The organism is Variovorax sp. UC122_21, from assembly GCF_044056785.1.
Classification (GTDB): domain Bacteria; phylum Pseudomonadota; class Gammaproteobacteria; order Burkholderiales; family Burkholderiaceae_C; genus Variovorax.
Genome location: NZ_CP172004.1, coordinates 1,654,985 through 1,677,311, shown reverse-complemented (window position 1 = coordinate 1,677,311; position 22,327 = coordinate 1,654,985). Strand labels below are relative to the sequence as shown.

General features: G+C 70.6%; 14 protein-coding genes. 6 read left to right on the top strand and 8 right to left on the bottom strand.

What is annotated here, in order from left to right; translation table 11 throughout:
- The first annotated feature begins 29 nt into the window (after positions 1 to 29).
- Both ACHMXE_RS20215 and ACHMXE_RS20210 read left to right on the top strand, forming a co-directional pair.
- Positions 30 to 1,220, top strand: coding sequence for a tetratricopeptide repeat protein (locus tag ACHMXE_RS20215; RefSeq protein ID WP_395350988.1), 1,191 nt, complete (start codon positions 30 to 32; stop codon positions 1,218 to 1,220).
- A 19-nt stretch (positions 1,221 to 1,239) separates the two neighbouring features.
- On the top strand, positions 1,240 to 1,833 hold the full coding sequence (locus ACHMXE_RS20210) for an esterase/lipase family protein (RefSeq protein WP_395350987.1): 594 nt from the start codon (positions 1,240 to 1,242) through the stop codon (positions 1,831 to 1,833).
- Positions 1,834 to 1,843: 10 nt separating this feature from the next.
- On the opposite strand, the gene ACHMXE_RS20205 is transcribed toward ACHMXE_RS20210, so the two are convergent.
- The 7 genes from ACHMXE_RS20205 to ACHMXE_RS20175 form a co-directional block, all read right to left on the bottom strand.
- Positions 1,844 to 4,321, bottom strand: a complete 2,478-nt coding sequence (locus ACHMXE_RS20205) for a penicillin acylase family protein (RefSeq protein ID WP_395350985.1) — start codon at positions 4,319 to 4,321, stop codon at positions 1,844 to 1,846.
- Positions 4,322 to 4,422: 101 nt separating this feature from the next.
- The gene (locus tag ACHMXE_RS20200; protein WP_395350984.1) at positions 4,423 to 4,665 is read right to left on the bottom strand and encodes a hypothetical protein; all 243 of its coding nucleotides are present in this window, start codon (positions 4,663 to 4,665) and stop codon (positions 4,423 to 4,425) included.
- A gap of 153 nt (positions 4,666 to 4,818) precedes the next feature.
- Positions 4,819 to 6,249, bottom strand: a complete 1,431-nt coding sequence (locus ACHMXE_RS20195) for an efflux transporter outer membrane subunit (protein ID WP_395350983.1) — start codon at positions 6,247 to 6,249, stop codon at positions 4,819 to 4,821.
- Positions 6,250 to 6,295: 46 nt separating this feature from the next.
- On the bottom strand, positions 6,296 to 8,299 hold the full coding sequence (locus tag ACHMXE_RS20190) for a MacB family efflux pump subunit (RefSeq protein WP_395350982.1): 2,004 nt from the start codon (positions 8,297 to 8,299) through the stop codon (positions 6,296 to 6,298).
- Positions 8,296 to 9,459 (bottom strand): efflux RND transporter periplasmic adaptor subunit, encoded by a 1,164-nt coding sequence (locus tag ACHMXE_RS20185; protein WP_395350981.1) that lies wholly within the window; start codon positions 9,457 to 9,459, stop codon positions 8,296 to 8,298. The genes ACHMXE_RS20190 and ACHMXE_RS20185 overlap by 4 nt, the downstream gene beginning before the upstream one ends.
- 175 nt (positions 9,460 to 9,634) lie before the next feature.
- Entirely contained in the window at positions 9,635 to 10,951 is a 1,317-nt protein-coding gene (locus tag ACHMXE_RS20180; RefSeq protein ID WP_395350980.1) for a lysine N(6)-hydroxylase/L-ornithine N(5)-oxygenase family protein, read from the bottom strand.
- Positions 10,952 to 11,023: 72 nt separating this feature from the next.
- A complete protein-coding gene (locus tag ACHMXE_RS20175) occupies positions 11,024 to 12,703 on the bottom strand; it encodes a cyclic peptide export ABC transporter (protein ID WP_209545304.1) in 1,680 nt (559 codons plus the stop codon).
- Between the two features lie 252 nt (positions 12,704 to 12,955).
- Between ACHMXE_RS20175 and fhuF the strand changes: the two genes are divergently transcribed.
- From fhuF to ACHMXE_RS20155, 4 genes are all read left to right on the top strand, one after another.
- The gene (gene fhuF, locus ACHMXE_RS20170) at positions 12,956 to 13,774 is read left to right on the top strand and encodes a siderophore-iron reductase FhuF (RefSeq protein WP_395350979.1); all 819 of its coding nucleotides are present in this window, start codon (positions 12,956 to 12,958) and stop codon (positions 13,772 to 13,774) included.
- A gap of 84 nt (positions 13,775 to 13,858) precedes the next feature.
- Positions 13,859 to 14,722, top strand: coding sequence for a formyltransferase family protein (locus ACHMXE_RS20165; RefSeq protein WP_209545300.1), 864 nt, complete (start codon positions 13,859 to 13,861; stop codon positions 14,720 to 14,722).
- Positions 14,719 to 15,816 (top strand): GNAT family N-acetyltransferase, encoded by a 1,098-nt coding sequence (locus tag ACHMXE_RS20160; RefSeq protein ID WP_395350978.1) that lies wholly within the window; start codon positions 14,719 to 14,721, stop codon positions 15,814 to 15,816. The genes ACHMXE_RS20165 and ACHMXE_RS20160 overlap by 4 nt, the downstream gene beginning before the upstream one ends.
- 153 nt (positions 15,817 to 15,969) lie before the next feature.
- Entirely contained in the window at positions 15,970 to 18,168 is a 2,199-nt protein-coding gene (locus ACHMXE_RS20155; RefSeq protein WP_395350977.1) for a TonB-dependent siderophore receptor, read from the top strand.
- Between the two features lie 97 nt (positions 18,169 to 18,265).
- On the opposite strand, the gene ACHMXE_RS20150 is transcribed toward ACHMXE_RS20155, so the two are convergent.
- A complete protein-coding gene (locus ACHMXE_RS20150) occupies positions 18,266 to 22,324 on the bottom strand; it encodes an amino acid adenylation domain-containing protein (RefSeq protein ID WP_395350976.1) in 4,059 nt (1,352 codons plus the stop codon).
- Positions 22,325 to 22,327: the final 3 nt, after the last annotated feature.

Here is a 22,327-nt window from a genome sequence, read left to right as displayed (position 1 = left end):
ATGAAGACAACGACGCCAACGCGCAGCGGGTGCTGCGCGCGCTGTCGTTGATCCAGGCGAAGAAGCCGGCCGAGGCCCTGCCGCTGGCGCAACAGGCCGTCGCCGAGTACGAGAAGCGCTATCGCGAGATCGGCGTCATCTCGTTCTCGTCGCGGTCCCTGGTCGAAACCCTCGCCTACCTGGGCCAGGCCGCCAACGCGAACACGCCGGCCAAGGTTCATGGCCCCTGGTTCGGCCTCGCCTACTTCACGCAGGGCTTCGCGCTGGTCGATCTGCACCGGATTCCGGAGGCCAGGCAGGCCTTCGATGCCGCCATCCTGCTGTCGCCGCAAAACTCCAAGTACCTGTCGGAGCGCGGCAACATCGATGCGCTCGAGAAGAACTGGCGCGCATCCTTCGACCGGTTCAAGCAGGCACTGGACGCGGCCCAGCTCAGCCCGGAACAGGTGAAGACCTCGGAGACCACGCGCGCACTGCGCGGCATGGCTTTTGCCGAGGTCGAGCTCGGCGATCTCGATGCCGCCAAGGCCTTGCACGAACGCGTGCTCGCGCTCGACCCCACCAACGCGATGTCGCGCAGCGAACTCCGGTACATCGAGGGCCAGAAGCAGCGCGCACTCAAGCTTCGCACGCCCGCCGGCATCGACGCCAACGCGGGCGCACCGGTCGCGAATCCGGACCTGCGCTTCTCCCCCGAGGCACAGGCGCGTGCGCTCATGGCCTTGTGGCAGGACACCTGCCTGAAGCACTACGACCAGCCGCTGGCCCTGCGCACGGCCTTGGTGAAGGCCAGGCCCAGTTACATCGAGAACCCGCCGAACGCGATCAGCTTTCTCAACGGCGAGCCGGGCTCGGTGTGGGATGTCAGCAGCAGCGTCTATTCGCAGCGGGTGCTGGTGCTGCTCGACAACGGCGTGTGCGAGATCCGCGCGCAGAAGGCCAGTGCCAAGGAGGTCGATGCAGCGTTCGCGCAAAGCGTCGAAGCCCTGGCGGCCACCGGCGTGACGGTACGCAAGCTGTCCGATGCACAGGTTCCGGACTACGGCGGACCGCTGCGCAAGACCGTGTACCGGGTGCAGCGCGACAGCGACGGGCGGCTGTGGCACTTCGGTGCGGGAACGACGGACAGCCCGCAGGCTGTGACCCAGGCGGTGCTGGCCATCAGCCCGGACGGCGCGCGCCTGAAGAACAAGCTGACGTTTCCGGCGGCGAAGCAGTGATGCGAAAGAAGCGCACGGCATGAACGTGGTGCTGGTGCACGGTATCTTCGACGACGGCGCGATCTTCCGACGCCTCGAGCGCAGCCTGCGCGACGCCGGCCATCGCTGCTGGGTGCCCGCGCTCAAACCCGCCGATGGACGCCGCGGCATTCATGACCTTGCCTGCAAGCTGAAGGCATACATCGACGAGCAGTTCGGCCCCACCGAGCCGATCGCCATCGTCGGCTTCAGCATGGGGTGCATCGTCTCGCGCCACTACCTGCAGCTGCTCGACGGACATGTGCGCTGCGAGGCCCTGTTCGCGGTCTCGGCGCCGCACCAGGGAACGCTGCTGGCCTACCTCTATCCGGGAAGGGGCGCCCGCGACATGCGGCCCGGCAGCCCGGTGCTCGAGGAGCTCCGGCGCACCGAGCATCGGCTCGCGCGGCTGGCGGTGTTCGGGTACTGGACGTCTTTCGACGTGACGGTGTTCCCGGCCCGCAGCTCCCACTGGCCCCGCGCATCGAGCAGTCTCGATGCGCGGGCCCTGCTGCATCGGTTCATGCCGGGCAACGCGCGCGTGTGCGCGGACATCGTCGAGCGGATGGGCGCCCTGGACGCATCGCGCGCCTGAAGCGCGCCGCTCAGGGCCGCAGGGTCTCGCGCACCAGCTTCGGATCGCGCGCGATCTCTTCCTCGCGGAACGGGAAGCGCAGCCAGTCCTTGCGCGCATAACGCAACACGGGTGCGGCGCCCGCGCCGTTCGTCACCGCAGTCTCGCGCTCGCCGTGCGCAAGCAGCGTTCGGGCGTGCACGCCGCGCGCGTCGAAGTGGACGATCTGCAGGTAGGTGTTGCCGTGCGAGAGATCGCTCATCGTGTAGTCGTCGTCGCGCGAGCAGGCGTTGGTGAAGTAGCCATCGGAATCGCACCCACCGTAGAGCGGAACCAGTCCACCAGCGCTGCGCGCGAAACGGCGCGCACCCAACGGCGTGTCGAGCGCCCAGCCCTTGGCGGCCATGTCCTCGACGGCACCGGCCAGCGCACGCGCCACGCGCGGATCGGCGGCACGGATGTCGTCGGGCGTGGACAGCGGCGTCTTCGGCGAGAACGGCGTGGCATAGAGCTCGGCCGACGGGATCTTCCGCACGCGGGTCCAGAAGAAGTCCCACAGCAGCGCGCCGCGGTCCTGCGCATCGGCGCGATTCGGCCAGCGGCGCAGCACCTCGCAGGCCGGACCGATGCTCACCGAACGCGCATTCGCGGCGATGCCCGCGGCCTGGCCCGGCACCGGATCGTCGGCCCCCAGCGCCACGCTTTCGGGCTTGCAGATGCCGTCGAGCAACGGCGCCTTGAAACGGTCCGCGCTGTAGGCGCGCGAGGCCAGCGTCTCGACCGCGAGCCGGTCGGCGAGCGCGTGCGCCGAGCGCAGGTGCGCGCCCGCGAGCTCGCCCGCGATGCGATGGCCCTCGCGCCCGCGCAGCGAGAGCGGCTTCGCCTCGCCGCCGAGGCCGGACGCGAAGCCCTCGAGCGGCTGCGCCGGATTGGCCAGCCAGTAGCTGTCGTTCATGTTGGCCACGTAGTCCTCGCGCAGCAGCCCCGGCATGCGCGCGGCGGGCATCGCGCCGGGCTGCGCCGCCGCGCTCTCGCTGCGCCAGTCGCAGGCCGAGCGGCTGCCGTCGAGCACCGGCGTGGTCGGATCGAGGGCCGCGAAGGCTTTCGACAGCGGCGTGGCGCAGGCGGCGCGCAGCGTGTCGGGCACGTCGGGCACCGCACCGATGTCGGCATACCAGGCGCGCGGGTCGCCACGGCCGATGGCGGCGGTGTTGACCCAAGGCATCGCGGTCTCCTCGCGCTGGATCGCAATGAAATCATCGAGCGAGCGGGCCTGGTTCCAGCGGAAGAAGTTGCGGAAGATGCGGTGGTTGTCGGCATTGACATCGCGCAACGCGACCGCCTTCTTCGCGCTCCAGCCGAGCGCGGGATGGCGCGCGCCGAGATCGACCACCGGACCGAAGCGGGTGCTGTAGAGCGTGCGGCGCTCGGTGGCGATCGAGCCGTCGGCGCGGCGCACCTCGACGGCGAGCGAACGCGCGCGCATCGGCTGCGAGACGCCGTCGACCAGGTAGCGCGTGGGATCGGCCGGATCGAGCACGAGGTCGAACAGGCCGAAACGTCGCGCGGCCGACACCGTGTGGCTCCAGGCCACGTCGTTGTTGAAGCCGATCATCACCACGGGAATGCCGAGGAAGGAAACACCCGCCACGTCGAGGCGGCCCGGCAGCGTGAGATGCGATTGATAGAAGCGGTCGGGCCCGCCCCAATACCAGTGCGGATTGCCGAACAGCACACCGCCCTGCCCCCCAGTGGCCGCACCGCCGAAGGCCAGCACGTTGCTGCCGATGCCGCGCGCATCGCCCACCGGCATGGCCAGGCGCGAGGACAGCGAGAGCTGGTCGGGCGATGCCGGCGGCACCGCGGCCGCGGGCCGGGCCTTGACGATCTCGGTGAGGAACTGCGTGTAGCCGCCCGCGAGGGCGGCGGCGATCATGCGGCGGTAGATGTCGTCGGCGCCGATGTCCTGGACCCAGGGCGCGTCGGCGCAGGCCGGCCTCGCGGCGGCGCCGCGCCGCGGCTCGCGCAGCGTCGACAGGTAGCGGTTGTAGCCCTCGGCATAGCCGGCGATCAGTTCGTTGAGCGCGGCGGGTTGCTCCCGCTCGAGCGCCGCGATGGCAGGCGCGTCGGCGAAGGCCATGAAGAAGAAGTCGAGATCGAGGTTGGCGGGCGTGCCGAAGGTCGAGCGGGTCGCGGGCTTACGGTCGGGACCGAAGTAGAACGAACGCTGGCCCCGGTAGGTGACGAAGGCATCGGCCAGCGTGCACAGCGCGTCCTGTGCCTGCGCATAGCCCTGGCCGATGCCCAGGCCGCGCCAGGAGCCGGCACGGACGTGCGGAATGCCGTCGGCGGTGCGGCGGATGTCGATCGCGGTGGACGTGCGCTCGGGAACGGCCTCGCGTGCGTTGGCGAGCGAGCCCGCCATCAGCGCCAGCACGGCGGCGATGCCCAGCACACGCGCGGCGCGGCCCATCGCTTGCCGGCCCGATGCCGCCGGGGCACCTCTCATGGAAGAAAAGATCACGCGACTCCGCCTGGTTGCGGCAACACAGCCCGATCGGTAGCCGAGGGCCGTTGCTCCTTCGGAAGACGAAGGCGGCGCCGTGTTGTTCACTGCAGCCCGGTGCGCGGGCCATTCCTGTCGTCGTCGCCCGAAGGCCGCGACAGCGCCGCGCCGGCCAGTGCCCACAAGGTGAGCGCATCGTCGAGCGCGCGCACGTGCAGCGGGTCTTCGCCGAGCCACGCCACCAGCCGGTGGGCATGGGCGCGCGAGGGCTCGTCGTGCAGGCGGCTGAAGAGCGTCCATGCGGTCGCAACGGCAGCTTCGGAGCACGTGAGAGAAGAGTTTTTCATCGTCGACTGCCTTGCGAATGTGCCGAAGCGTTGTCTGCGTCTTGCTACTGACGCACGACGCTGGCATATGTTCATCTCGGGCAGTTTCGAGAAAGCAGGCGCTCACCCAACGGAATTCCGGAGGGCATCGGCCATGCGCGCGCGACGCCGTGGCTACCCGCCGCCTGCGGCCGCTTCGCGCCATCCGCCACCCAGCGCGCGATAGAGCGCGACCCGCGCCTGCAGCCGCGACTGCAGCAGCTGCACCTGCTGGTCGCGCGCGCCGTAGAGCGTGCGCTGCGCATCGAGCAGCGCGAGCAGCGTTTCGGCGCCGGCCCGGTAGCGCGACTCCGACAGTTCGGCGGCGCGGCGGGCCTGCAGCAGTTCCTCGGCCTGGATCTCGGCCTGGGCATCGAGGCCGGCCAGCCCGTTGAGGGCGGTCTCGGCATCGGCGAAGGCGGCGGCGATGCTGCGGCGGTAGGCCTGCAGCAGTTCCTCGCGGCGCGCCTCGGCCAGCGCCTGCTCGCCACGCAGCCGTCCGCCATCGAAGATCGGCGCCGCGAGGCCGGCCACGAGGCCATAGGCCGGGTTGTCGAACAGGTTGCCGGCCGCGCTGCCGCCGCGCCATCCGAGCGTGGCGCTCAGCGATACGCTCGGCAGCAGCGCGGCGCGCGCGGCCTGCACGTTCGCATCGGCGGCCGCCAGCCGCGCCTCCGCGAGCGCGATGTCGGGCCGGCGCACCAGCAGTTCGGACGGCATGCCGGCATCGACCGCGGGCACGCGCACGGTCTCCAGGCGCGCATCGCCCGCCAGCGGCCAGCCCTGCGTCGACGACGGCAGGCCGAACAGCAGCGCGAGCGCGGTGGCGGCGTCGCCGGCCTGCTGCGTCAGGGCCGCGAGTTCGCGCTGCCGCGCGGCCACCAGGCCCCGCTGTTGCGCGAGCTCGAGCGGTGTCGCGGCGCCGGCGCGCTGGCGCGACTCCACCAGCCGCAGCACGCGCCGCGCGTTGTCGAGGTTGTCGCGCGCGATGGCTTCGCGCTCGCGCAGCGCGGTCCATTGCAGCCACGCCGAAGCCACCTGGGCGTTGAGGCCGAGGCGCGCGGCATCGAGGTCGAACTCGCTGGCGCGCACACCCTGCAGGGCCTCGCGCTGCGAGGCCGCCAGGCGGCCCCAGAGATCCAGTTCGTAGCGCGCCGCGAAGCCCACGAACTGCGCATCGCTGTCGGCCGCGCCACGGCTGCCCACGCGCGCATCGCGGCTGGCATCGACGGCGCCGCTCAACACCGGCAGGCGCGCCGCGCCCGCGATCGATGCCTGCGCGCGGGCCGCCTGCACGCGCGCGGCCGACATCGCGAGATCGTGGCTGCCGGCCTGCGCGCGCTCGATCATGGCGTCGAGCTCGGCACTGCCGAAGCCGCGCCACCATTGCACATCGGGCAGGCCGGCCTGCGCGACGGCGGACGGCGGCGGCGCCGAGCGCCAGGCGGCGGGCGCCGTCACGGCGCGGTCGGCATCGGGCGAAGACACGGCGCAGCCCGCCAGCAGCAGGACACCGAGCACGAGCGCCGGCCATGGCGCACGGGGAAGCGAGGAAAGCGGCGGCATGGCAGTGAAAAGCATGGGACGGGAACGGCGCACGGTCGTGGCCAGCCTACTGGGATGCAAGGGCCGCGACGGGGTCGAGCCGGGCCGCGTTGCGCGCCGGCATGAAGCCGAAGACCAGGCCGGTCAGCACGGCGCAGCCGAAGGCGCCGACGGTGGCGACGAGCGAGAACACCACGGGCACGCTGGCGAGCATCAGGCCCACCACGATCAGCAGGCCCAGCGCCACGCCCACGCTGCCGCCCACCGAGGTGACGAGCACGGCCTCGGTCATGAACTGGCGCAGGATGTCGGTCTGGCGCGCGCCGGTCGCCATGCGGATGCCGACTTCGCGCGTGCGCTCGCGCACCGTCATCAGCATCACGTTCATCACGCCGATGCCGCCGACCACGAGCGAGATCGCGGCGATCAGGCCCAGCATCACGGTCATGGCGCGCGCGGTCGCCGACTGCACGCGGATCGCCTCGACCCGGTTCCACACGCGCACGTCGCGCACGCGGCGGCGCTCGGCCAGCTGCGTCTCGATGGTGTCGGCCGTGTGCAGCGCCAGTTCCATGTCGCGCACCTGCACGCCGATCCAGGTCGGGTTCATGTGGCCGAACAGCCGGGCGGCCGCGGCCGAGAACGGCACGATGACGCGATCGTCCTGGTCCTCGCCGTCGGTGGTGCCCTTGGCGGCGAGCACGCCCACCACCTGGAACGGCACCTTGTCCACCAGCACGTCCTGCCCGACCGGATTGCTGCCGTCGGCGAACAGCGCCTTGCGCACGGTCTCGCCGATCACGACCACCTTGGCCACGCCGCGCTCGTCGGCCTCGTCGAACATCTGGCCCTGGCTGACCTTCCAGCCCAGCACCGGCCCGAAGCCGACGGTGGTGCCGCCGCCCTCGGAGGCATGGTCGGCATTGCCGCGGCGGACCACCACGCGGTCCTCGATGTAGGGCGCGACGGCCTCCACGTTCGGCAGCCGGCGGATGATCTCCACGTCGTCGAGCGTCAGCGGCGCGCCGGGCGCGCGCACGCTGCCCTCGCGCGCGGCGACGAACATGGTGCGCACGCCGAAGGTCTCGAACTGCGCCATCACCTGGCGCTGCGAACCGCCGCCGACCGCGAGCATCGCGATGACCGAGGCCACGCCGATCACGATGCCCAGCAGCGTGAGCGCGGTGCGGAAGCGGTTGCTCCACATCACGCGCCAGGCGGCCCGGGCGGCCTCCTGCAGATCGGCCGCCAGCGATGCCTGGGCGTAGCGCGCGTTGCCCCGGGTCGCGATCAGCGATGGGCGCGGCGGGCTCTGCGCCGGCGGCGTCGCCCGCACGCCGGAGTCCGCCACGATCTGCCCGTCGCGGATCTCGATCACGCGGCGCGCCTGCGCGGCCACGCCGCGATCGTGGGTGATCAGGATCACCGTGTGGCCCGCGTCGGCGAGTTCGTTCAAGAGCCGCATGACTTCGGCACCGCTGTGGCTGTCGAGCGCGCCGGTGGGCTCGTCGGCCAGGATGATGCGCCCGCCGTTCATCAGCGCGCGCGCGATGGCCACGCGCTGCTGCTGGCCGCCCGAGAGCTGGCTTGGCCGATGGTCGAGGCGCGTGCCCATGCCCAGGCGCTCGAGCAGCGCGGCGGCGCGCGCGCGGCGCTCGGCCTCCGGCATGCCCGCATAGAGCGCGGGGATCTCGACGTTCTCGCGCGCCGACTCGGTCGGCACCAGGTGATAGCCCTGGAACACGAAGCCGAAGGCCTCGCGGCGCAGCCAGGCCAGTGCGTCGGCGTCGAAGTCCGCGACGTCCTGGCCTTCGAACAGGTAGTGTCCGCCGCTCGGCCGGTCGAGGCAGCCGAGGATGTGCATCAGCGTGGACTTGCCCGAACCCGAGGCGCCGACGATGGCGACGAACTCGCCCGCGTGCAGCTTCAGCGAGATGCCGCGCAGCACCAGCGCGTGCGGCATGGCCTGCGCGTCGGCGGTGTCGTTCGCCCCGGAATCGTCCGCCACCGCGCGGCCATAGGACTTGGTGATGTCCCGCAGTTCGATCAGCGGCACGGCCTCGCCGCTCATGGCGTCGCGGCCTGGCGCGGCGCCGGACCGGTGACGATGCGCTCGCCGGCCTCGAGGCCTTCGAGCACCTGGGCCGACACGCGGTTGCGCACGCCGACGCGGACCACGCGGGCTTCGACCGTGCCGTCGGGACGCAGCACGCGCACGGCGAAGCGGTCGGTGCCGCCGACTTGCGCCGGGACCAGGGCGGTCACGGGCACCGACAGCGCATCCTTGGCGGCAGCCTCGACGAAGGCGACCTGCGCCGTCATCTGCGGCATCAGCTCGCCATCGGCGTTGTCGACGTCGAACAGCGCGGTGTAAACCACGACCTTGCTGGCCGCGGCCTGCGGCGTGCTACTGCTTTCGGAACCGCCCGCCTTGGGCGCGGGCGTGGGCGGCGCGGGCAGCAGCTGGCGCACCTTGCCCTGCCAGCGGCGCTGGTCGGCGCCCAGCGTGGTGAAGTAGACCGGCATGCCGGGCTTCACGCGCCGCACGTCGGCCTCCGACACCTCGGACCAGACGGTCATCGAGGACAGGTCGGCGATGCGCAGCACGTTCGGCGTCTGGTAGGTGGCATTGAGCGTCTGGCCTTCGCGCGCCTCGACCGACACCACGGTGCCCTCCATGGGCGCGAAGATGCGCGTGTAGCCCAGGCGCGCCTCGTCGGCCTGCAGCGTGGCCTGGGTCTGGACGATCTGCGCCGACAGGTTGTCGATGCGCGCGGCGGCGGAGGCGAGCTCGGCCTCGGCGGCCTGCACGTCCTCCTCGCGCGTGGCGCCGTCGGCCGCCATGCGCCGCTGGCGCGCCTGCTGCTGTTCGGCCAGCCGGTGCTTGGCGCGCTGCTCGGCCAGTTGCGCGCGCAACCCGGCCAGCGACGCGCGGCCCGCGTCGACGGTCGCGCGCTGCACGCTGGGGTCGATCTCGACGAGCAGCCGGCCCTTCTCGACCACGTCGCCCGGCTGCACGTGCAGCCGCAGGATCTGGCCCGACACCTGGGCGCCGACATCGACATAGCGCCGCGGCTGCAGGGTCCCGAGCGCCGTGACGCTCGACTCGATGTGGGTGCGGACCACCGCGACCGATTCGAGCGCGCTCGCCGGCTGACGATTCCAGAGATAGCCGGCTCCCACGGAAACCGACAACAGGGCGAGCAGCAGGAGAGGAACGATTCGGCGCATGTCAGGAAGGCAAAGCAGTCGGTCGGTTTTTCGAAGGCGCGAGAGTATCGGTGGAAGCGGAAATGACATGACCGCCCGTGAGGTCACTGCCATGCCGTCGGGAATCGTCCGCGCGGCATCGCCGGCAAACCCGCGCGTCGCCGGTGCGCGGCCGCGCGGTGGCGGCCGGACGGCGCTAGATCTGCGCGACCTGCGATTCGCCGCGCGTGGTGCTGCTGCGCATGCGCGGCAGCGCGGCCAGCAGCGCATTGCCGATCTCGCCGGTGCGCACCGAGGTCACGGACAGCAGCGTGTCGCTGATGCCGTGGCTGTCCTCGCAGGCGCCCTGCAGGAAGATGCCGGGATGGAAGTCGGGCGTGGCCTGCAGCCGGTAGTAGCGGTCGACGGAGAAGTCGCCGAGGTAGGGCGCGATCGGCTGCAGCAGGTCGCGGTGCTGGTCGCGCGCGTAGCCGGTGGCGAGCACCACGGCGTCGTAGGACTGCGCGATCTCGCGGCCCGTGTCCTGGTCGAGCAGCTGCAGGTGGATGCCATCGGACGCCGCGCGCACCGAACGCACATCGTGCTGGCGCAGCATGCGCAGGCGATTGCCGCGCGTCACCTTCTGGTCGTAGAACACCTTGTAGATCTGCTGGATCAGGTCGAGGTCGGCCACCGCGTAGTTGGTCTGCGCCACCTCCTCGAGCAGCGCTGCGCGCTCATGGCTCGGCCGGCTGTAGACGTAGTCGGTGAAGTCGACGTTGAAGACCTCGTTGACGAACGGACTGTCGTCGGACGGACGGATCGACCGCGCCCGCATGATGAAGTCGACCTGCGGCGCGTTGGGCCGCCCCTGCAGGTCCATGAAGATCTCGGCCGCGCTCTGCCCCGCTCCGATGACGGCCACGCGCTTCGGCTGGCCGTCGCGCAACACGCGCGCGATGTCGCGCAAGTAGCTGCTCGAATGCAGCACCCGGCCGTCGCCGCGCAGCGCGCGGAAGCTCTCGGGAATGTTGGGCACGCCGCCGATGCCGACCACGAGGTTGCGCGCCAACCTTTCCTGCACGCGGCCGCCCTCGACGCTGCGCGAACGCACGCGCAGCAGCGAGACTTCGCCGACCTGCGTCTCCGGCAGCACCTCGAACACCTCCTCGCCGTAGGCGCAGGCATCGTCGAACTGCTGCGCGGCCCAGCCGAGGTAGTCGTTGAACTCGTGCCGGCTCGGGAAGAAGCTCTTGAGGTTGATGAACTCCGGCAGGCGTCCGCTCTCGTGCAGGTAGTTGATGAAGGTGAAGCGGCTGGTCGGGTTGCGCAAGGTCGCCAGGTCCTTGAGGAACGAGATCTGCATGTTGGCCTGGTCGAGCAGCATGTGCGGATGCCAGGCGAAGCTGGGCTGGCGCTCGATGAACAGGGCGTCCAGCGGCTTGGTCCCATGACGCTTCTCTTCGAGCGCGATGGCCAGCGCGATGTTCGACGGTCCGAATCCGACGCCGATCAGGTCATGGATGTGCTGCATGGGGATTCAACTCCTTGTGAAATGGTCAGGCGCCTGCGATCGGTGTCCGGAGGCGGTCGGTGAACGAAGGGCTCAGGCCGCGAGGCTTTCCGGCGCACGCGCGCGGTCTTCCGCGATCCGCCCGGCCTTCATCGTGATCACGCGGTCGGCCAGGTGGAAGTAGCGGTCGTCGTGCGAGATGACTACCAGCAGATGGCCCTTGGCGCGCAGCTCGGGCAACAGTTCGGTGTAGAAAAGGTGGCGGAAGGTCGGGTCCTGGTCCGCGGCCCATTCGTCGAACACCAGCACCGGGCGCCCCTCGAGGTAGGCATGCACGAGAGCCAGGCGCTTGCGCTGGCCGGTCGAGAGGTCGACCGTGCTGAACGAGCCGTCCTTCACGCTGACCTTGTGAGCGATCTCCAGGCGCTGCAGGTAGGGCAGCGCGGCCTGCGGCAGCGACTGCGCGCCAGCCTCGCCGCGTTCATTGGCGACCAGGTCCTCGAACAGGTAGAAATCGGAGAACACGGTGGTGAACAGCTGGCGGTAGTCGTCGCGCGCTTCCGGCGTCACGGCCACGCCGTCGCGCAGCACCTCGCCCTCCTGCGGCGCATAGAGGCCCAGCAGCAGCTTGATGAGCGTGGTCTTCCCCGAGCCGTTGTCGCCCACCACGAACACCATCTCGCCGCGGCGCAGCTGCAGGTCGATCGGCCCGAGCACGAACGGGGCGCCGCCGTCGGGTGCATCGAAGGCATAGCGCACGCCCTGCATGCCGATGCCCTGCGACAGCGCGGCGATGCTCGCGGGGCGTTCGAGGTGCAGGTGCGGCTCGGGCGTGGCGAAGCGCGCCGAGAGATCGGCGATGCGCTGGAACGCGACCTTGGCGCGACCCACGTTGGGCAGCGTGCCGGCGATCTGCTCGATCGGCCCCTTGAGGAACAGCAGCACCAGCACGAAGCCGCTGAGCACCGCGGGCTCGGTGGCGCGGAACGCGGCCCAGCCGAGGATCAGGGCGATGAGCAGGAAGAACAGCGCGGAGCCGAACGCGGTGGCGAGCACGAAGGTGTTGATCGCGCGGCTGTTGACCGCGCGGATGCGCTCGACGATCTGCTCGATCTGGCCGCCGAACATGCGCGTGCGGCGCTCGCGGTGCATGCGCAGTTCCTTGGCGCCCTCGCTGATCGCGCGGTAGGCCTTGTGCAGCTGGTCCTCGTGCTCGCGCGCCTTCCAGAAGCCGGTCTCGGCCCGGTTGTGCGCCATGGTCTGCACCGCCGCCCCGATCACCAGCGCCACCAGCAGCAGGCCGAACAGCGGCAGCGACAGCCAGGCCAGGTAACCGAGGCAGCCCAGCGTGACCGCCACCGCGATCAGCGTCGAGGACAGCACGAAGGCGGCGTCGCTGATCATGTCGACGTCCTGCGACAGCACCGGCATGAGGCGATGGGTGCGGTAGCGCTCGAGCGCGTCGATGGGTGCCGAGAGGATCTTCTGCGCGAGGCTGCGGCGCACCTGCGCGACCAGCCGCTGGCCGACGAAGTTGGTCGAGACGTCCGATGCCATGCGGCCGAACAGCGCGATGAAGCACAGCGCGATGAAGGTCAGCAGCAGCCCGCCGGCCATGCCGCCTTCCTGGTTGAGCACCTGGTTGATGGTGCGCAGCAGGGCCACCGTGGCGGCGCCCGCGCAGATGCCGGTGACCGCGGACAAGGCAATCCATGGGAAGAACGGCTTCAGCAGGCGTGCCACCTCTGCGGAATTGCCACTGTTGGATGTCATGCAAAGACTCTTTCCGCCCTGGAGGCGTTCGCGGCCGCGCGGCGCGGCGCGCCAGCGGTCCCAATCCGAAACGACAGGAGCCGCGCCCGGCAGCGGGCGCGACTTCGGGACGGCACGACGCCGTCCTCTGCACAGACGCGCGGGCTGCGCGGATGTTCATCGGCCGGCCCCGCGATGAACAAGCGGCGCACCGGCACGTCTCTTCGGGATGCACTCCGCGCGCCGCACCCTCGCCTCCTCGCGGGCCGATCGATGATCCCGCTGCTGAAGCCCCTGTTCCAAGGGGAGCTGGCAGAGATCGGCGAGAAGCTCCAGTGCGCGGCAACGCCGCCGGTCGGCGCGCTGCGCGTGTCGGACCTGCTGCGGTCCGAGGCCGTGCTGGCCGACATCATCGCGCGCCAGGCAAGGTGGCGACGCGTGTCTTCCGGCGACCTGCGCGCGGTGGCCTCCGCCTGGACGCTCGACTACCTGTCGACGCTGCTGCCGCCGGTGGTGGCGGCCGCCAGCGTGCTGCAGCACGCCTTTCCGATGGCGGCCGCGCAGGTCTGGCTGCGCATGGACGACGACGGCAACCCGCTGGACTTCCACATCCTCTCGCTGGGCGAGGCGCGGCACGGCACCGGCACGGCGCAGCGCTATGGCCCGCTGCTGCGGCAGCACCTGCAGCCGCTGTTCGAGACCCTCCGCGCGCTGACGCGGGTGCCGACCCGGCTGCTGTGGAGCAACACGGCGCGCTATCTGGAGCCGGTGTTCGACCAGGCCCTCGCGCTGACGGGCGGCTCGGCCCCGATCGCACGCGACCGCGACCGCCTGCTGCACGAGCCCGCCTGGCCGGGCGCCGACGGCGGCGCGGCCACGGTCGCCAACCCGATGCAGCGCCGCCAGCGCGTGGTCCAGCGCCTGCACGAGGGCCGGCCGGTCGCGCTGAAGCTGCACCGGCACTGCTGCCTATACCACCTGCTGCCCGGCGAGGGCTATTGCGGTGCCTGCCCGCTGTCGCCACAGCACCGGCAGGGGGCGGCAGACGAAGACTCCGAGGAGGCGCAGGAGGAGGACATCGAAGGCGCGTGAACAGATGGCCGCGCGTTTCGTCTCCCTCATGGCGTCCCGGCGCCGGCGCGCCGGGCTCCCGCCTTCATCCATCCATTCCTCACCATGTCCAAGGCAAAACTCGTCTACATCCTGTCCCTGCGCAATGCCGCCGCCGACAAGGCCGGCCAGCACATCGACCACAAGGGAACGCCGCGCTACATGAAGTCGCCGCTCGAGTACCTGGCGCAGGCGCTCGACAGCACCCCGCTCGGGGACGCCTATTCGCTAGAGGGCGTGGTCTATGACGACGACGAGCATTCGCCGCGCGACCAGGTGGCACTCGCCGACTACGGCTTCGCCTGGCATCCCGACAGGAAGTGGATCTTTCCGCCGGACCTGCGGGCCCAGGGACGGCTGGTGCGCGAGATGCTGCATCCGGTGCCCTCGGCCTACCGGCGGCTGCCGCTCGACGCTGCCGAGCGCCCGGCCGGCAAGAGCGCCTTCGAGCGCGCGCTGCTCGACAAGCTGCTCACGCTGCAGGCCGACGTGGTCGTGCTCGACGGCCTGCTCGTCATCCTCGACGAACTGGTGCGCCCGGGGGCCCTGTTCCACCGCAGGATCGTCAACATCCATCCGGGCATCACGCGCATCGAATCGCCCTACGAGCGCCGCGGCGCCTGCGCGACCCTCGATGCCCTGCACGGCGTGCAGGGCCGCAAGGTGATCGACTGGAAGACCATGGAGACGGCGCCCGCGCCGCTGGTGCGCAAGACCGGTGCCTCGCTGCACTACGTGGACAACGGCATCGACTCTGGCGAGGTGATCTTCGACGTGCTGGGCACCGACATCGATCCCTCGGATTCGATCCTCGAGCTGCGCTGGAACAACTTCAACCTGAGCCTCTTTCCCGCGCTGCACCAGGGCCTGGTGCTGCTGGCCCCGCACATCCGGCGCCCGCCCGGCGCATCCACCCAAGGAGACCTATGACGACCGCTACGACCCAACCGGCACCGAACCATCCGTTGATCTCGCATGCGGACGGCGTGCCGCACGAGGTGCACCTGGAGGGCGCCACCCTGATGGTTCACACGCCCGCCAGCGGCGCGCTCTCGCAATGGAAGCTTGAGGACGGGCCGGCGGGCCTCGCGCTGGCCCAGGTTGAGGGCGCGGTATCGGGTCCGGGCGCGACCAGCCATCTGCTCGCGGCGCTCGAGACTGCCTTCGCGCAGCATCCGGCCCGCCGCTGGCTGACGCTGGCGGAGGCCCAGGCGGGCCCCGAGCGCCTCGCCGAACTGGCGCTGGCCGGCGTGCTGCAGACCCGCGCGGACGGCCAGACGCGCGCCTGGCGCGAGACGCTGTGGCAGCAGCCGCGGCTGTGGCTGCCCTCGGTGCCCGCGCCGATCGCGCTGCAGTACGCGCTCAGCGGCGGCAAGCGCCATCCGGTGCGCCCGCCCAAGCCGCGCGGCACGCTCTACCAGCGCTTCGTTCCGTGGCTGGGCAAGACCTTCTCGTTCCGCAGCTTCGATGCCGAGCGCGACCTGCCGATGTTCAACCGCTGGATGAACGACCCCGACGTGGCGAAGATCTGGGAAGAGGAAGGCGACCTCGCGAAGCACCGCGCCTACCTCGACGCGATCGACCGCGATCCACACATGTACTCGATGATCGCGAGCTTCGACGGCGAGCCCTTCGCCTACTTCGAGATGTACTGGGCCAAGGAAAGCCGGATCGCGCCGTTCTACGACGCCGACGACTACGACCGCGGCTGGCACGTGCTCGTGGGCGAGCCGGCGTTCCGCGGCCGCGCCTTCGCGACGGCCTGGCTGACCTCGATCTCGCACTACATCTTCCTGTGCGATCCGCGCACCCGGCGCGCCATGGGCGAGCCGCGCATCGACCACGTGCAGCAGATCCGCAATCTCGACAAGTCGGGCTACGCCAAGGTCAAGGAATTCGACCTGCCGCACAAGCGCGCGATGCTCGTGGCGATGCTGCGCGAGCGCTACTTCTGCGATGCGCTCTGGCTGCCGCGCGACGAGAACGCGCCGATTTCGGGTCGGCCGTTATCGGCGTCCGACTGATGCCTCGGGGCATCCTTGCAGTAGCAACTCGATTGCGGAACGGTTCGTGCCCTCCGCATTCGTCTGGGAATGCATGAAAGTGTTGCACGAAGTACACGACAATAAGAACCATTCTCATTAAAATCCGGCCGCTTTCATCACTACGAGTCCTTTATGCGCCTTCTCTTCCAGCCTCGTCGACGCTTGCTGAACCATTCGCTCGCGGCCGCCTTCGGAACCGCAGTCACGCTCTGGGGACTCCCCACTGCCGCGCAGATCACGGGCGATGCGCCCGCGGCTCCGAGCGCGGCACTGCCCGCCGTCACCGTGAACGCGGACTCGGAACAATCGGCCACCAGCCGCGTTCCCGGCTACATCGCCAAGCGCAGCGCCACCGCCACCAAGACCGACACGCCGATCATCGAGACGCCGCAGTCGATCTCGGTCATCACCGCCGACCGCATCAATGCCATCGGCGCCACCACCCTCAAGGATGCGCTGGGCTACACGCCGGGCGTGTCGACCACCACCTACGGCGCCGACTCGCGCTACGACTGGATCAACCTGCGCGGCTTCGATGCCTATTCCCCGGGCTTCTATCTCGACGGCCTGCCGCTGCGCAACAACGGCAACTGGGGCGTGTGGCGCACCGAGAACTACGGTGCCGAACGCATCGAGGTGCTGCGCGGTCCCTCGTCGGCGACCTTCGGCCAGAGCGGCCCGGGCGGCGTGGTCAACGTGGTCAGCAAGCGGCCCACGGCCGAGCCGATCCGCGAACTCCAGATGCAGCTCGGCAACGACAACCGCAAGCAGGTGGCAATCGATCTCTCGGGCGCCCTCAATGAAGACGGCTCCGTGCTCGGCCGCTTCACCGGCCTGATCCGCGACGGCCAGCTGCCGGTCGACAAGATGCGCGACGACGTGACCTACATCGCGCCGTCGCTGACCTGGCGCTCCAGGGACACCTCGTTCACCGTGCTGGCCCAGCTCAGCCGCGTGCGCGCCGGCGTCTACACGCGCGCCCTGCCGACCGAGGGCACGCTGGTGCCCACCGCCATCGGCACGCGCATTCCCTCGTCGCTGTTCGCGGGCGACCCCGGGTTCAACCACTACGACCACGATCAGTCGATGATCGGCTACCAGTTCGAGCACCGCTTCAACGACACCTTCACCGTGCGCCAGAACGTGCGCTCCGGCCACCTGAAGCTCGACTACGGCGCGGTCGGCCGCCGCGGCTTCGTGACGCTCAACGAGGACGACGCGAACGACCCGGCCAACTTCACGCTGCTGCGCCGCACCTCCTCGGGCAGCATCGAGAGCATCAACTCGCTGAGCATGGACAACCAGGTCCAGGCCGACCTGCGCTTCGGCGACTGGCAGCACAAGCTGCTGTTCGGCGTCGACTACCAGCGCAGCACGATCGGACAGTTCAGCTACACCGGCGGCCGCGCGGGTCCGATCAACATCTACGCCCCGGTCCAGGCCGCGCTGGCCGAGGTTCCCGATCCGTGGTTCAACGGCACGTCCAGGCTGGTGCAGACCGGCGTGTACCTGCAGGACCAGATCAAGTGGAAGGACAGTTGGGCCCTGACGCTGAGCGGCCGCTACGACCGCGCCAAGGCCACCGTGGTCAATCCGGCGGAAGAGACCAACACGCGTTCGTCCGACGGCAAGTTCACCGGCCGTGCGGGCCTCGTGTACCTGGCGCCGAACGGCATCGCGCCCTACTTCAGCTACACCGAATCGTTCGTGCCCTCGACCACGATCAATCCGGACACCAACCAGATGTTCAAGCCCGAGACTGGGCGCCAGTACGAGGTGGGCGTGCGCTACCAGCCGCCGGGTCGCAAGGAAAGCTACAGCGCCGCGATCTTCGACCTGCGGCGCAAGAACTACATCACCTATGACGAGGACTCGATCCCGAAGCAGACCGGCGAGGTGGTCGTGCGCGGCCTGGAACTCGAGGCGACGGCCGAAGTGCTGCCGCGCCTGAACCTCACGGCCGCCTACACCTACACGCCCAAGAACGAAGTGACGCGCAGCAGCACCCCGAGCGAGATCGGCTTCCCGATCACCGCCACGCCGCGCAACCGGCTGTCGGTGTGGGCGGACTACCGCTTCAGCAACGGCATCAAGGTCGGCGCCGGCGTGCGCTTCATCGGCTCGAACTGGGGCGACTACGGCACCACGCCGGTCAAGGTGCCCTCGGTCGCGATCTACGACGCGATGATCGGCTACGACTTCGACCGCTGGAGCCTTGCGCTGAACCTGCGCAACCTGACGAACAAGACCTACTTCGCCAACTGCGACTCGGCCACCTGCTACTACGGCGACCAGCGCTCGGTGATCGGCACCGCCACCTACCGCTGGTAAGCGAGCGGCCCCAACGAGAAAGGCCGGATGCCCACGGGTATCCGGCCTTTTTTTCGTGTGCGCCCGCGACCGCTGCGGCGGTACGGCGCGGTGCGGCTCAACCCGCGTCGGCCTCCCGCAAGGCGGCCTTCACCTTCGCGCACAGCTGCGGGTGGCGAATGATGTCCAGGTGATCGGCCTGGGCGAGCAGCTCGGTCGAGACCACGCTCGCATGGTCGGCCCAGTTGCGCAGCACGCCGGGCAGCGCGCGCGAGCTGTCGGCCTGGAACACGTGCACCTTCAGCGCCGCGGGCTGGCAGACATGGCGCGAGCCCTGCATCCGCTTGTCGATCGCGGCCCACAGCAGGTACTCCTCGGCCTCGTCGCCAGCACCGTCGGTCGGGAAGCTCTGGGCCGGGTCGAGCAGCTGCTGTGCCACCCAGGCGCGCTCGCCTTCGTTCATCCGTGCGAGCATCTCGCGCCAGCGATCGGCCATCTCCGAACGCGCGAGCCAGCCATCGAGCACGCGGTCGGCCTCGGCGCGCTGCTCTGCGTCGAGTTCGCGCACGGGCGCCAGCGCTTCGGTGTGGAAGGTGTCGACGAGCGCGGTGTAGACCACCTCGACGCGCCCCTGCAGCTGCCGCGCGACCTCGAAGGCCAGGTCCCCGCCCGAGGACCAGCCCAGCAAGGCACAGCGGCCGCCGGTGGCCGCTGCCGCGATGAAGTCCGCATAGCCCCTGGCCAGCGCCTCCACCGAGAAGCCGCGCCAGCGCTCGCGCGTGTAGACGTGGCTCACGAAGCCGTAGACCGGCCGGTCGCCGCGCAGCGCATCGGCCAGCGGCAGGAACTCGCGCGTGTTCACGATCAACCCGGGCAGGCAGAACAGCGGCACGCCGGCGCCATCGGCGCCCAGGCAGACCGCATCGTGCGACTGCTCGAACGCCTGGCGCAGGCGTCCGGCCAGGCTTTCCAGGCTGCCGGCCTGCATCACGTCGGGCAGGCTCAGCCTGGCGCCACCGGGCACCTTCTTGCGCACGCGCGCCACCAGCTTCAGGCTCAGGATCGAATCGCCGCCGAGCGCGAAGAAGTTGTCGCCACGGCCGATGCGCTCCACGCCGAGCAGCTGCCGCCAGATCGCGGCCAGCGCCTCTTCGATCGGGCCGCGCGGTGCCTCGAAGGATTCGTTCGGTGCCGATTCCGCTGACTCGACACGCGGCAGCGCGCGCCGGTCGACCTTGCCGTTGGCGGTCAGCGGCAATGCATCGAGCAAGGTGATCGATTCGGGCACCAGCCACTGGGGAAGCAATGCCTGCAGTTGGCCGCGCAGGGCGGCGGCATCGAGCGGCGCGCCCGCCTTCGGCACCACGTAGGCCCGCAGCACGGCGCCCTCGTGCACGCCGGTGTCGGCAATCACGGCGGCATCGGCCACGCCGGCCAGCTGGCGCAGCTGCGACGCGAGTTCGCCGGGCTCGACGCGGTAGCCGCGGATCTTGACCTGGTCATCGCTGCGGCCGAGGAACTCGAGCGTGCCGTCGCTGCGGCGGCGCACGCGATCGCCGGTGCGGTAGAGGCGCTCGCCGTCGCCGAACGGCGAGGCGACGAAGCGCTCGGCGCACAGGCCGGCACGGCCCAGGTAACCGCGCGCCACGCCATCACCGCCCACGTACAGCTCGCCGGGCATGCCGGGCGGCACGGGTTGCAGGCGCGCATCGAGCACCCACGCATCCATGCCGGGGATCGGACGGCCGAGCGGCAGGTTGCCGGCCGCCTCGAGTTCGCCCGGCGCCGGTTGCGTGAGCATGCCCACCGTGGTTTCGGTCGGGCCGTAGTGATTGAAGATGCGCAACCCTGGCCGCAGCGCGCGGATCGTCCGCAGCGTGGCCGCATCGGTGACCTCGCCGCCGAGCACCAGCGTGCGCAGCGGCAGCACGTCCTCGGGCCGCTGCGCGTTGAGCAGGCCCTTGAGATGGCTGGGCACGATCTTCAGCATGCCGGTACGGTGCCTGGCCATGCTGGCGGCGAAGGCATCGGGATCGAAGGCCTGGTCCGCGGTCAGCAGGTGCAGGCTTCCCCCGGCGCACAGCGCACCGAACAGCGAGGTGTGGCCCAGGTCGGCCGCCACGGTGGAGACCATGGCGAAACGTTCGCCGGCGGACAGCTCGAAGCGCGACAGCACGCCCTGCGCATAGTTGGCGAGCGCGCGATGCGACACCACCACGCCCTTGGGCCGCCCGGTCGAGCCCGAGGTGTACATGACGTAGGCAGCCTGGTCCGGATGGATCACGCACGAGGGTTGCGTGGATGCGGCATCGCCGCCTTGCGCGGCCTCGAAATCCACCGCGACCTGCTCGATGGCCGTCGGCCACGGCAAGGGTGCGGCGACCAGCACCAGCTTCGCGCCGCAGTCCACCAGCAGTTCCTCGATGCGCTGGCGCGGCAGCGTGGCGTCGACGGGCACAAAGGCCGCACCGGCACGCATGACGGCCAGCAGCGCGAGCACGAATTCGGGCGAACGCTCCATGCAGATCGCGATCCGGTCCTCGGCACCGATGCCACGGCGCGCCAGCTGCGCCGCCCAATGGGCCGACGCGCGATCGAGCTCGCCATGCGAATGCTCGCGCTCGCCGCAGACCAGCGCGGACGCGTCGGGGTGCCGTGCCGCGGCCGCCTCGAACATCCGCGGCACGCTCTCGAAGGGCCAGGTCACGGGCTCGCCGCGCAGGCTCGAATCGGCGGGCAGCACGGTATCGGCCAGCGCGAGGCCCGGATCGGCGACCACCTGGGTCGCCAGGCTGTCAAGGGCGAAGGCCAGGCCCTCGACGGTCGCACGGTCGAAGATGTCCTTCGCATAGGCGAGTTCGAAACGAAGCTGCCGGCCCGTGCCGGTCAGGTCGAAGCTCAGGTCGAAGTGCACCTCGTCGGCCCCGCCGCCGGGAGCGTCCTCGGCCTGCGCCGGCGCCGCGCGCGTCTCGCCGGCCGCCTGCTGCGTGGCCTTGATCTGGAACAGCGGGTGCAGCCCTGGCGTGCGCTTCACGGCCAGCGCATCGATCAGCATGTCCAGCGGCAGGTCCTGGTGGCTCTTGGCCTCGAGCATGCGGTCGCGCACCTGCAGCAGCAGCGCCGCGAAATCGGCCGCGGGATCGACCCGCAGCCGCAGCACCAGCACGTTGGTGAAGTGGCCCACCATGCCGGCCAGCTCGGGACGGTCGCGCGTGGTGGTGGCCGAGCCGATGCAGAGGTCCTGCTGATCGCCATGGCGATGGAGCAGCAGCGCGAGCAGCGCGATCGCCACCATGTAGGGCGATGCCGCGTGCCGGCGCCCCAGCGCCTCCAGGCCCTGCGAGACCTCGGGCGCGAGCGCGAAGCTCACCAGCCCGCCCTGCGCGCCGCGCGCCGCGCGCCGTGGCCGGTCCAGCGGCAGCTCGGTGGCGGCCGGCGCGTCGCGCAACCGTTCGCGCCAGTAGTCGATCTGCCGCTGCAGCTCGCCGGCCTCGAGCCATTGCCGCTGCCAGACCGCATAGTCCGCGTATTCGAGCGCCGCGGCCTGTGCCTTGCGTGCCTCCGCGGGCTGCGCGAGCAGCGCCAGCAGTTCGGTGCTCAGCAGCGCCACCGACTGGCCGTCGGCCGCGATGTGATGCACGCCGAGCAGCAGCTCGGCCGCGCCATCGGCGAAGACATGGAGCTCGCCGCGAAACACCGGTCCGTCGGCCAGGTCGAAGGGCGCATTCGCGAACGCGCTCTCGGCCGCCTGCAGCAGCGTCTCGCCATCGCACCGCGGCATCGGCCATTCGCGCACGGTCCAGCCGAAGCGCCGCTCGGGATCGATGTGCTGCACGGCCTGGCCGTCGGCGCCGGCCGGATAGGTGGTGCACAGCACGGTGTGCCGGCGCACCAGCGCGGCCACGCAGGCATGCGCCTCGTCGGCCGTGACGGTGCCCGGGATGCCGAGACGGCCCGAGAGGTTGTAGGCCGGCGACTGCGGCGCGCGCTGCCAGGCCAGCCACAGCGCGCGCTGCGCATAGCCCAGCGGCACCACCGACGCGGCGACGTCGCGCGGGATCACCGGCAGCGTGTCGAAATCGATGCCGCTGGCGCGCAGCTTCTCGAGAAAACTCCGTTGCTTGTCGGCGGGCAGCGCGACGAAGCGGCGCGACAGCGCGCTCAGTTCCAGGCTCATGGT